Source organism: Pseudomonas sp. Irchel 3A7, from assembly GCF_900187565.1.
In the GTDB taxonomy this organism is placed as follows: Bacteria; Pseudomonadota; Gammaproteobacteria; order Pseudomonadales; family Pseudomonadaceae; genus Aquipseudomonas.
Map to the genome: position 1 here is coordinate 169872 of NZ_FYED01000005.1, position 11700 is coordinate 181571.

An 11700-nucleotide genomic window follows, 5' to 3' on the forward strand; every position below is an offset into this window, starting at 1 on the left:
GAACCGGGTCAGGCCCAGTGAACATCACCGGGCCAGCAAGGGCGCAATATTAATGATAAATATTCTCATACGCAAAGCTGCCGTTCGGGATCAGCCTGGTTTTGTCTGATAGGACTCACTGGATGGTTTTGGGGGCGTTGCGCACCCCAGCAGGAGCAAGCTCCCTCGCCACAAACGTTTTAACTATAAAGGTGGGTGAAGGCTGAAAATAAAACGGGCCTGCATTGCAGGCCCGTTTTCATTGGGAAGTTAAATCAGGCTTCAACCGTTCTGGGCAGCCTGTTCGTTTTCAAGAAACTCTTCTTCCAGCAGCCTGTCGGCATGAGGCTTGCGTTCGAATGGCACCACGGCGGCGCGTGGTTTGCCGCGCAATTTGCCGAACAAGTGTTCTAGCGCGTGCTCGAGTTTTTCGGCAGCGCCGTCGATCGCCAGTTCCAGGTTGGCGGCTTTATGGGTGACAGAAATCGGTTGGTGGCCTTTTGGCCGCGCTTCCAGTTGGCAGCGTAGATCGTGGGGACCGGGCTTGTCGCCGTTCTCGTCCCGCAGGTGAACCTCGACCCGGGTCAGGTCCTCCTCATAACGTTCGAGCGTGCTCTCAATGGTGGTTCGTACCCACTCCTCCAGTCGGATGCTGCTTTGAATATGGTTATCGCTATTGACTTGGATTTGCATAGTTCATCCCTTATTTCAGCTAGCTCGCGAGAGGCCGGTCAGCTAAGCCCTTGGGCGTCATCACCGTGACCTCTTGGTTACACAATCGGTCTGTACGCTGAACAATTCAACCCCTGAAAAAAGATAAATTTGTAATCGCAAAAAAAGCCGGACAACCGGTAAAAGCGCTGTTAAGGTCGGGAGTTGGGTCGTCCCGCTCCCTTGTCACAAATTCTCACATCTGCTGCTCCCCCAGCGGGTGCAGACTGCGAAATATCCCCGCCTCCTCCACCAGCCAATCATGCACCGCACGCACGCCCGGATGGCTCAGCGCGCCTGGCGCATAGAGCACCATGTAGCGCTTGTGATTGGGCACCGCCAGGCCGAATGGCACGATCAACGCCCCACGCTCCAGTTCGTCGTTCAACAAGGTTCGCCGGGCAATCGCCACGCCCATTCCGGCAATCGCCGCTTCGATGGTCAGGTGATTGCGATTGAAGGTATGCCCGCGCCGCACATCCGCGCCTTCGAAGCCGATGGCGTTGAGGTAAAACTCCCATTCCGCGTATTCATAGCTACCGCGCCAGGCGGTGATGTCGTGCAGCAACGGGAAATGCATCAGGTCCGCAGGGCCATGCAGCGGCGGACGACCCCGCAACAGGCCCGGTGCACAGACCGGGAAAATCTGTTCATCGAGCAAGGCTGTGGATAACAGTCCGGGGTAGCTGCCGTCGTTCAGGTCGATGGCCAGATCGAAGTCGCCCTCATGCAACGGCACACTGCTGTCCTCAGCCACCAGTCGCAGCTGAATATCCGGAAAACGCTGCTGCAGGCGCGGCAGGCGCGGGGTCAGCCATTTGCTCAGGAACGACGGGATCGAGCGCACCCGCAGGGTGCCGCTGATCATGCCCGCGTCCAGTCGTCGCAATTCCGCATCGATGCTGCCGTAGGCCTCGTTGACCGTGATGGCCAGCCGCTGGCCTTCGGCGCTCAGCTCCACGCCCCGGGCACGCCGATGAAACAGGCGAAAACCCAGGCGTTCCTCCAGTTGCCGGATCTGCTGGCTGACCGCCCCCGGCGTGATGTGCAGTTCTTCGGCACAGCGGGTGAACGACAAGTGCCGTGCGGCGCAGGAAAACACCTGCAGCCACACATAAGTCTGGGCGTGCAATTGACGGCTCATCGTTTAGTCCTGCTAAAGGCTGTCTTAGGAAGTTTCGTTGGTCACGTAGGAACGAGGTTGGCAGTATCGCTGAAAGTGCGCTTGTCCTACAAAAATGGCAGCGATTCATCTTCCATTGCAGGCATAGGCTTTAGCATGGCTATCAGTGTTTTTGATCTCTTCAAAGTCGGCATCGGTCCGTCCAGCTCCCATACCGTCGGTCCGATGCGCGCGGCGGCGACCTTCGCCCAGGCGCTGGTCGATCAGGGTTTGCTGCCTGACGTGCGGCGAGTGGAAATCCGACTTTACGGCTCCCTGTCGGCGACCGGTGTCGGTCACGCTACCGACCGCGCTTGTGTCATGGGCTTGATGGGGGAATGGCCGGACCGTATCGACCCCACCACCATCGACAGCCGAATCCACACCCTGCGAGAAACTGCCGAACTGTCCCTGGCTGGCCAGGTGACCATCGCCTTTGACTGGTCGCGCGATCTCCTGCTGCTCGACGAAAGCCTGCCCTACCACCCCAATGCCATGTCCCTGACAGCCTTCGGCGAAACCGGCGAGCTGTTCGAGCAAACCTACTACTCGATCGGCGGCGGCTTCATCATCGAAGCGGCCGAAGCCGAATCCGGCGTCGCCCCCGCCAGCGATGTGGTGTTGCCGTACGATTTCTCCAGCGCCGTCGAATTGCTTCAGTTGTGCAACCAGCACGGCCTGCGGATTTCCGAGTTGATGATGGCCAACGAACGGGCCTGGCGCAGTGACGAACAAATCCGCGAGGGCCTGCTGCACATCTGGTCGGTGATGCGTGAGTGCGTCGAGCAAGGACTGCAACACGAAGGCATTCTGCCCGGCGGCCTGAATGTTCCGCGTCGCGCCGCGAAATTGCACCGTAGCCTGCTGGAAATCGGCAAACCGAACGTCATCACTTCGACCCTCTCGGCAATGGAATGGGTCAACCTGTTTGCCCTGGCGGTCAACGAAGAAAACGCCGCCGGCGGACGCATGGTCACGGCCCCGACCAATGGCGCGGCAGGGATCATTCCGGCGGTGCTGCACTACTACATGAAATTCAATCCGGATGCGTCGGACGACGACGTGGTGGCGTTCTTTCTGGGCGCGGCGGCCGTCGGCATCCTTTGCAAGAAAAACGCCTCGATCTCCGGCGCCGAAGTCGGCTGCCAGGGCGAAGTCGGTTCGGCCTGCGCCATGGCTGCCGCCGGTCTGGCGGAGGTGCTGGGTGCCACTCCGGAACAACTGGAAAACGCCGCCGAAATCGGCCTGGAACACAACCTCGGACTGACCTGCGACCCGGTGGGCGGCCTGGTGCAAGTGCCCTGCATCGAGCGCAACGCGATTGCCGCGGTGAAGGCAATCAACGCCACCCAAATGGCCCTGCGCGGCGACGGCAAACACTTCATTTCCCTGGACCGGGTGATCCGCACCATGCGTGATACCGGCGCTGATATGCACGACAAATACAAGGAAACGTCACGGGGTGGTCTGGCGGTGAACTGGGTGGAATGCTGATCGCTTTAGAGGCACGTCGACATTTATTGCCCTGAAACGGGCCGACAAATGCAAACTTTGTGGGGCGAGCCTGCTCGCGATAGCGGACTGTCAGACGACACAGGCGTTGACTGGGCAGCCGTCATCGCGAGCAGGCTCGCTCCCACATTAGTTTCTGCGTGGCCGCCATGATTGTCCGACAATCCATCCGGCACGCCCCTTGCTACATCCCTGTTGCAAGCATTGATGGCGAAATGGCTATGGAATGGCCGATGGTCTGGTGTTGCGAACTAATCCCGATCTCGACCGGTCAACAACTGCACGTTCAATCAGGCGGTGACGCATCATGGACAACCCCTTTCAGCTCATTACCGATGCCTTTGCAGCGGACTATCAGATCAACCTGAGCATTCAGGGCCTGGACGGCAGCATCATGCTGACCCTGTCCAACTGTGGTCACGTCGTCGCAAAGCGCATGATCAGCGCCGAACAACGCAACGACCCCGAGCGCCTCAAGCGCCTGGTGCAAAGCATTCAGTTCGGCATCGCCATCGAACAGGGCCACAGTGCAGTGGCGATCCTCGAAGCCATGATCGATGGCGGCACACCCCACCTGCCGCCACCAACGGCCAAAGGCCGGCCCCGACCTGCCATGGGCCTTTAAATTTCGCCCTTTTCCACTTCCGGCTGCTCACTGGAACCCGTACCGATCTTGCGATGCGGGTTTTCAATTTTCACCGATGGAAATTGCGACGAAGCGTAACGCACCACCAGAATCGCAAACGCCAGCAGCAGAATCCCGCCGCACAGGTAAATGATCCCCAGGTCCGGCGGGTTGTGGTGCGACACGTTGGAAATCAGCAAACGTGTCAGTGCGGTAATGGCCACGTAGATCAGGAAGCGCACCGGCATGTGGTTGGTCTTGAAATAAATCCCGACCATCGCCCCCAGTTCCAGGTAGATGAACAGCAGCAAGATGTCATCGATCTTGATGTGCCCTTCTTCGATCATCCCAAGAAACTCCATCACCGCCGCCCACGCGGTTACGGCACCGATGGCAAACAGCGCCAGGTAGTGAAAGGTCTCGACGAACAGGTTGCCCAGGGATTCCGCCAGTTCATGCACGCTCTGGCGCAGGTTTTCGGCCCAGTTGATTTTCACGATGATGCTTCCTTAGGTCGGCTCGACCGGATAATGCGGGTTGGACTTTACGTTTGTTCTACGCAGAAGCTGTTTTATGCAGAAACAGGGCCACGCCATCATGGCGAGCCGACGCGGGTTGCGCTCCGTGGCGTTTGGTCGCACCCGTTTCAGTGAGGTCCCGATACTGTGGGAGCGAGCCTGCTCGCGAAGAGGACAACTCGGCAGAGCTGACAAAACCCGAATTCGGTCTACATTAAAAAGCCACTACCCAAACCCCAGCGATTCGCTTATCCTTTTCGCTGTATATAAATACAGTAGTCGAATCAGACAACCAAATGTGAAGGCATGTGAGGTGGTGAATGGCCGTCGAAGTGGTATACCGCAGCAGCCGAGATCTGGAGCGCTTGTTCATGGATAAAGCCGAAGCTGACCGTCATGACAAAATGCTCGAGCTGGCCGAGTTGCTGGCTGAAGTGTTGCACAAAGCCGTTCCGTCCCTGACCGAACAGCAAGTGGAAGAAGCCGGGATCTACATGGCGAAAAATCGCGATGTGTTTGCCAAGGCATTCAAGAGCCAGCCGGACGCCTTGTCCGAGTTGCTCACCGCGCCCGTTGAAGTCCCGCAACCGGTTGAAGTGGCGGCTCCCGTTGAAGAGGCGGTCGTTGAGCCGGTTGCCCCGGCCAAGCCAGCCAAGGCCGCCAAAGCAGCAAAATAAGCAACGCCCGAATTGAACAGGCCCTGAGTCGAATGACTCAGGGCCTTTTTCATTTTCAAAACCCAAGATCGTCTATCGATACAAAACTTTTTCCGCGAGTTCGTCCGCCACTCGCGCCGGCGAACGTTTTTCCGCCTGGGCATGGGCGAACACTTCGGTCAGTCGCGAGCTGATTTTTGACAGGTGCGCGGTGATGGTCGCCAGCTCTTCACCCCGGTGTTTGAGTGAAACATAGATCAGCCCGCCGGCATTGATCACATAATCGGGCGCATACAAAATGCCGCGCCGTTCCAGCTGATCGGCAACGTCCAGATGAGTCAGCTGGTTGTTCGCCGACCCCGCCACCGCCGAGCAGCGCAGTTGCGTCACGCTATGGCTATTGAGCACGCCACCCAGCCCACAGGGCGCAAGAATGTCGCAAGGTGTGCTGAGCAGCGCATCGTTGGCAATCGGGTGAGCGCCGAGTTGTTCCATGGCCAGTTGCACCTTGCCATGGTCGATGTCGCTGACCAGCAGTTCGGCACCCGCGGCATGCAACTGTTCCGCCAGTGCAAAACCCACGTTGCCCAAGCCTTGAATGGCCACGCGCAAGCCTTCGAGATTGTCGCTGCCCAACCGCGCCATGGCGGTGGCGCGAATGCCGGTGAACACGCCCATTGCGGCATGGGGTGCCGGGTCGCCCGCTGAAGTGGTGCTGGTGACGTGCTGGGTCTGCTGGGCGATGCAATCCATGTCCGCCACCGACGTGCCACTGTCGATGGCAGTGATGTAGCGACCGTCGAGCTGATTGATGCAGCGCCCGAAGGCTTCGAACAGCGCGGCGCGATTGGCCACGTGAACGGGACGAACGATGACCGCCACCCCGCCGCCCTGGGCCAGGCCGGCCAGTGCGGCCTTGTAACTCATGCCTTGGGCCAGGCGCACGGCATCCTCGACCGCTGACTCGTCGCTGGGGTAGGCAAGGTAACGACAACCACCCAGGGCAGGCCCCAGGCGACTGTTATGAATGGCAATGACCGCCTTCAGCCCGGTGGCCGGGTCGACGCTAAGATGTAGCGATTCAAGGCGAGTGCTTTGCATGAGAGCGAACATCGTAGGGCTCCCGAATCACTTCTTGTAGTCGCCAGTATAGGCTTGCGCACAAAAATTGCAGAAGCGCACCGGAATAACCGAAGCGCCCATTCAGACATTCGGAAATAACCGCTGAGCACCCTTGTGCAGCACTGGACGAATGGCACAGACGGGGCTAAAACGAGGCATTGCCCGGAGATTTTGATGACCCCGCGCCAATCGTTTTTCGCCTGTCTGCAACGTTCACCGCCCGCGCTGTTCGAGGCGGCGCTATGGATTGCCGCCGAACATGACAGCGAGGTGAATCCCGAATCGCTGCTGCTGGATTTCAAGACGCTGCAACAACGAATCAGTGGCAGTCTGCCGATGTTGCCGGTGAGCGAACTGGCACAACCACTGCTGCGGCGCATGAATGACCTGGGATTCGCCCAGGACGACTTTACCCCCTTGCGTCCGCAAGTGGCGCTGCTCAATCGCGTGCTGCAACGCCGGCGTGGGCAACCCCTGGCCCTGGGGCTGATTGCGCTGGAATTGGCCAGGGGCCTGGAAATCCCTCTGGTCGGCGTCAACTTCCCCGGCCATTTTCTACTGCGCGTACCGGGTGCCGATCACCTGCTCGATCCGTGCGGCGGCCGTCGCCTCTACCCCAACGATTGCCGGGAACTACTGCAACGCCAGTACGGCCCGAACATGAAGCTCAGCGCCGAACACCTGGTCACCGCCGAGCCCGTGCAGATGCTGCAACGACTGTCGCGCAACCTGCGCCAGCTGCACCTTTCCAACGACGATTACATCGGTGCCCTGGTCGATGCCGAGCGCGTGCTGGAACTGGGCAACGGCACCGCCGCCGACTACCTGGCCCGAGCCAGTCTCTACCAGCGGCTGGATTGCCCCAACGCCGAACGCTTCGACCTGGAACATGCCCTGTTGCTCAGCGACGACCCGATCCAGCGAATTCGCCTGACGGAGCGGCTGGGGCATCTGCCGCCCAATTCCATCGTCCATTGAACCTCCCTATGTAGGAGCGAGCCTGCTCGCGAAAGGATTTACCAGTCACATCGAAGCTGGATCTGCCTCCGTCTTCGCGGGCAGGCTCGCTCCCACAGGGGGTGGTGTTGCGCGCTATGGGGTGTCCGGCTGATTCGCCGGATGCGCCTTGATGAACGCCGGGTGCGTAGCGGCCAGAGCGGCCACGCGACGAATCCGCGGCCAGGCTTGCAGGGAAACGTTGAAGCGCTCGGCCGCGTACAGCTGCGGAATCAGGTACACGTCCGCCAGGCCGGGTTGCGGGCCAAAGCAGTAACCGTCGTCACCGATCAACTGCTCCACGGCAGCCAGTCCCTGACTGATCCAGTGGCCGATCCACTCCCCAACCTGCGTCTCATCGTGCCCCAACTGTCGCAGCCGGTTGAGCACGCTGACGTTGTGCAGAGGATGCACATCGCAGCCGATCAACGCCGCCACGCCGCGCTCACGGGCGCGGGCAGCGAAGTCTTTGGACAGCAGCGGCACCTGTGGATAACGCTCCTCCAGGTACTCAATGATCGCCGGTGACTGGATCAGCAGCTCGCCTTCATCGGTGCGCAAGGCCGGCACGCGGCCTTGCGGGTTGATGCCAAGATACGGCGGCTGGCGATGTTCGCCACCGGGCGGCGCAATCAGGTTGACCGGCAGCGCCTGGTAATCCAGGTCCTTCAATGCCAGTGCGATACGCACCCGATAGGACGAGGTCGAACGGTAGTAGGTATAGAGTTCCATGACCCGTTCCCCTCAGCGCGCCGGCAGCACTTTGCCGCGGCACTCGCCGAAGCCGATGGAGGCAAAGCCCTCGCGGCTGCAACGGCCACGCAGGATGATTTCGTCGCCGTCTTCAAGGAACTTGCGCACCTCGCCCGACGCCAGTTCGATCGGCTTTTTACCGCCCTCGGTGATTTCCAGCAGGCTGCCGAATTGACCGTTTTCCGGCCCCGACAAGGTGCCCGAGCCGAACAGGTCACCGGCCTGCAGCTGGCAGCCGTTGACACTGTGGTGCGCGACCATTTGTGCCACGGTCCAGTACATGTGTTTCGAGTTGCTCAGGGTCAGGCGATGGGCCGGCAGGTTCTGCTCGCGCATGGCTTCGGTCAGCAGCAGCACTTCCAGTTCGATATCGAAGGCACCGGCGGCCTGATCACGTTTATCGAACAGGTACGGCAGCGGCTGCGGATCACCTTCCGGGCGCGCAGGTTGGGCGCGACGGAATGGCTCCAGCGCTTCGGCGGTCACCACCCACGGCGAAATGCTGGTGATGAAACTCTTCGACAGGAACGGACCCAGCGGCTGGTATTCCCAGGCCTGGATGTCCCGCGCCGACCAGTCGTTGAGCAGGCAGAAACCGGCGATGTGATCGGCGGCGTCGCCAATGGCGATCGAGTCGCCCATGTCATTGCCCTGGCCGATCCAGATGCCCAGCTCCAGCTCATAATCCAGGCGCGCGCACGGACCAAAGGTCGGCTCGGTCTGGCCGGCCGGCAAGGTCTGGCCTTTGGGCCGACGCACATCGGTACCGGACGGGCGAATGGTCGAGGCGCGGCCGTGGTAGCCGATCGGCACGTACTTGTAGTTCGGCAGCAAGGGGTTGTCCGGACGGAACAGCTTGCCAACGTTCTGCGCGTGTTCGATGCCGACGTAGAAGTCGGTGTAGTCATTGATTTTCGCCGGCAGGTGCATCTCGCAATCCGCCGCCAGTGGCAGCAATTTAGCGCCTTGGGCCTCGATCTTGCCGTGCAGGGTGCTGCCTTCGCTCAACAATTCCAGCAGACGCTCACGCAGGGCTACACGAGCTTCGCGGCCCAGTTCGAAGAACGCATTCAACTGCCCGCCACGGGTGGCTTCGACGGCGGTTTTTGCTGCTCCGTCAAACAGGCCGGCATCGAGTGCGGCCTGCAGATCGAAAATATGCTCGCCAATGGCCACGCCGCTGCGCGGTGCCGAACCTTTCACACTGAACACGCCCAGTGGCAGGTTTTGCAGCGGGAAATCCGCATGGCCGTTGGCGGAAGCAACCCAGCTGCGAGTGATGGAAGTCTGCGTCATGGGTTATCTCCGGGTTGGGTCGAAAGTGGCGGGCAACGTGGCCCAGCAAGCGTCGTAGTTGGTTTGCAGTTGCGGGCAATCGAGGGCGAATCGGCTCGGACGCAGCACTTGGCTGGTCTCGAACATGAAGGCCATGGTGTTGTCGATTTTCGCCGGTTTGAGGTCCGCGTTGATCGCCTTGGTGCAGGTTTCGCCGTCAGGCCCGTGCGCACTCATGCAGCTGTGCAGCGACGCGCCGCCGGGGACGAAACCTTCAGCCTTGGCGTCGTACTCGCCCTGGATCAGGCCCATGAATTCGTTCATCAGGTTGCGGTGGAACCACGGTGGACGGAAGGTTTTCTCGGCGACCATCCAGCGTGGCGGGAAGATCACGAAATCGAGGTTGGCCAGACCGTGGACGCTGGTCGGCGAAGTCAACACGGTGAAGATCGACGGGTCCGGGTGATCGAAACTGACGGTGCCGATGGTGTTGAAACGGCGCAGGTCGTATTTGTATGGCACGTTGTTGCCATGCCAGGCGACCACGTTCAGCGGCGAATGATCGAGCTCGGTGCCCCACAACTGGCCGAGGAACTTCTGCACCAGGGTCGTTGGTTGCGTGAGGTGTTCGTAATGGGCAACCGGGGTGAGGAAATCCCGCGGGTTGGCCAGACCATTGCTGCCGATCGGCCCAAGATCTGGCAGGCGCAAGGGCGCACCATGGTTCTCGGCGATGTAGCCGCGGGCTTGCGGGTCAAGCAACTCGACGCGGAATTTCAAACCCCGTGGCAGTACGGCGATTTCCAGAGGCTCCAGTTCCAGCACGCCGAGTTCAGTGGCAATCCGCAGTCGCCCCAGTTGCGGCACCAGCAGCATTTCGCCGTCGGCGTTGAAGAACACTCGCTCCATGGACCGATTGGCGCGGTACTGGAAGATACTGATCCCGGCCGGTTTATCCGCGCCGGAGTTGGCGGCCATGCTCACCAGGCCATCAATGAAATCGGTCGGCTCGGCGGGAATATCCAGGGCATTCCAGCGCAGGCGATTGGGGGTTACTTCACCCAGTGGCCCGCCAGCCAGTTGCCGATCGAGTTTGACGAATGCCGGATGATTGGCCGATGGCTGGATACGGTACATCCAGGTCCGCCGCGCTTCGCTGCGGGCCATGGTGAACGCGGTGCCGGAAAACAGTTCGGTGTAGAGGCCGTAAGGGGCTTTCTGTGGCGAGTTCTGGCCGACCGGCAACGCACCGGGCAACGCTTCGCTGCTGAATTCGTTGCCGAAGCCTGACTGATAAGCCAGTGCTGGCGTCGATGAATCGAGGTTCATGGAGCCTCCTGAACAGGGAGTGGGTCGTGGCCTGTCGCTCTGCGCAAGAGGTCTGGGCACACCAAAGTTGTTTTTATCGTAATCCAATTACGAATAACGTAATTTGATTGGTATTGACCGTCAAGCTATAAAGACGCCCATTCATCCCCGGAACTCATCCCTTGAAAGACGGCGCCACCATGCAAAAGCCCGCCAGCGACAGCAACGGCAAACAGAAAGTCCGCTCCGCCGAGGTGGGAACCGACATCCTCAAGGCGTTGGCCGAGTTGTCGCCCTCGACATCACTCTCGCGCCTGGCCGAACACGTGCAAATGCCGGCGAGCAAGGTCCACCGCTATTTGCAGGCACTGATCGCCAGCGGCTTCGCCGAACAAAATCCAGCGACCAACCATTACGGGCTGGGTCGTGAAGCCTTGCGTGTCGGATTGGCGGCACTCAACAGTATGGACGTGCTGAAAGTCGCCGCCCTGCCCTTGGCCGAACTGCGCGACGACTTGAACGAAACCTGTTTTCTGGCGGTATGGGGCAATCAGGGCGCGACCGTGGTGCACATCGAGCCGGCGGTGCGAGCGGTGACGGTAGTGACCCAATTGGGCTCAGTGTTGCCTTTGCTCAGTTCTTCCACAGGCCTGGTGTTTGGCGCCTATCTGCCCAAAAGGGAAACCATCGAGCTGCGTGAGCAGGAACTGCAAGCCCAGACCGCCCACGCATTGGCTGACGATCAGGCCTATGCCGCCATGTGTGAGCAGATCCGCGCACGTGGCCTGCACCATGTGCATGGTTTGCTGATGCCCGGTGTCGATGCCTTGTCGGCGCCGGTATTCAACGCGATGGGCAATGTGGTGGCGGTGCTGACGGTGGTAGGACCGACGTCGCTGTTTCATGCCGATGAAGACGGACCTGCCGCCCGACGCCTTTTATCCGCCGCCCGCGCGGTCAGTTGGCGAATGGGCTTCGAAGCGGACAGCGGGCCTGTTGACCGATGAGCATTTGTTCTAACGCCTAACGTACCGGCATTGCCCTTCGGGGTGCTTTTTTATGCCTGATCTCAATCTCCAATAC

Annotated in this window: 11 protein-coding genes and 1 pseudogene; 5 read left to right on the plus strand and 7 right to left on the minus strand. The window is 60.2% G+C overall.

The features are described from left to right. Positions 1-261: 261 nt before the first annotated feature. The gene (locus CKW21_RS10205; protein ID WP_095193849.1) at positions 262-672 is read right to left on the minus strand and encodes an HPF/RaiA family ribosome-associated protein; all 411 of its coding nucleotides are present in this window, start codon (positions 670-672) and stop codon (positions 262-264) included. A gap of 214 nt (positions 673-886) precedes the next feature. After that, positions 887-1834 (minus strand): LysR substrate-binding domain-containing protein, encoded by a 948-nt coding sequence (locus CKW21_RS10210; protein WP_095193850.1) that lies wholly within the window; start codon positions 1832-1834, stop codon positions 887-889. A gap of 135 nt (positions 1835-1969) precedes the next feature. On the opposite strand from CKW21_RS10210, the gene CKW21_RS10215 reads away from it, so the two are divergent. Then, positions 1970-3346, plus strand: coding sequence for an L-serine ammonia-lyase (locus CKW21_RS10215; RefSeq protein ID WP_095193851.1), 1377 nt, complete (start codon positions 1970-1972; stop codon positions 3344-3346). A 325-nt stretch (positions 3347-3671) separates the two neighbouring features. Next, complete coding sequence (locus tag CKW21_RS10220; RefSeq protein WP_095193852.1) at positions 3672-3989, plus strand: DUF3509 domain-containing protein; 318 nt, start codon at positions 3672-3674, stop codon at positions 3987-3989. Here CKW21_RS10220 and CKW21_RS10225 read toward each other — a convergent pair. Beyond that, a complete protein-coding gene (locus tag CKW21_RS10225) occupies positions 3986-4486 on the minus strand; it encodes a phosphate-starvation-inducible protein PsiE (RefSeq protein WP_095193853.1) in 501 nt (166 codons plus the stop codon). The two genes, CKW21_RS10220 and CKW21_RS10225, sit on opposite strands and share 4 nt — an antisense overlap. A 341-nt stretch (positions 4487-4827) precedes the next feature. Between CKW21_RS10225 and CKW21_RS10230 the strand changes: the two are divergent. Continuing rightward, a pseudogene (locus CKW21_RS10230) lies at positions 4828-5067 on the plus strand (YebG family protein); the annotation flags it as partial. A gap of 189 nt (positions 5068-5256) precedes the next feature. On the opposite strand, the gene CKW21_RS10235 reads toward CKW21_RS10230, so the two are convergent. Then, on the minus strand, positions 5257-6276 hold the full coding sequence (locus tag CKW21_RS10235; protein WP_095193855.1) for a Glu/Leu/Phe/Val dehydrogenase dimerization domain-containing protein: 1020 nt from the start codon (positions 6274-6276) through the stop codon (positions 5257-5259). 183 nt (positions 6277-6459) lie between these two features. Between CKW21_RS10235 and CKW21_RS10240 the strand changes: the two genes are divergently transcribed. After that, the gene (locus CKW21_RS10240) at positions 6460-7263 is read left to right on the plus strand and encodes a SirB1 family protein (RefSeq protein WP_095193856.1); all 804 of its coding nucleotides are present in this window, start codon (positions 6460-6462) and stop codon (positions 7261-7263) included. Between the two features lie 114 nt (positions 7264-7377). Here the strand turns inward: CKW21_RS10240 and maiA are convergent, their stop codons facing one another. From maiA to hmgA, 3 genes are read right to left on the minus strand one after another with little or no spacing between them, the layout of a single operon-like run. Next, the gene (gene maiA, locus CKW21_RS10245; RefSeq protein ID WP_095193857.1) at positions 7378-8013 is read right to left on the minus strand and encodes a maleylacetoacetate isomerase; all 636 of its coding nucleotides are present in this window, start codon (positions 8011-8013) and stop codon (positions 7378-7380) included. Positions 8014-8025: 12 nt separating this feature from the next. Continuing rightward, positions 8026-9330 (minus strand): fumarylacetoacetase, encoded by a 1305-nt coding sequence (gene fahA, locus CKW21_RS10250; protein ID WP_095193858.1) that lies wholly within the window; start codon positions 9328-9330, stop codon positions 8026-8028. 3 nt (positions 9331-9333) lie between these two features. Next, positions 9334-10638: a homogentisate 1,2-dioxygenase gene (gene hmgA, locus CKW21_RS10255; protein ID WP_095193859.1), complete on the minus strand. Its 1305-nt coding sequence runs from the start codon at positions 10636-10638 to the stop codon at positions 9334-9336. Between the two features lie 179 nt (positions 10639-10817). Here hmgA and CKW21_RS10260 point away from each other — a divergent pair, with 179 nt between their 5' ends. Continuing rightward, complete coding sequence (locus CKW21_RS10260) at positions 10818-11624, plus strand: IclR family transcriptional regulator (protein ID WP_095194066.1); 807 nt, start codon at positions 10818-10820, stop codon at positions 11622-11624. Positions 11625-11700: the final 76 nt, after the last annotated feature.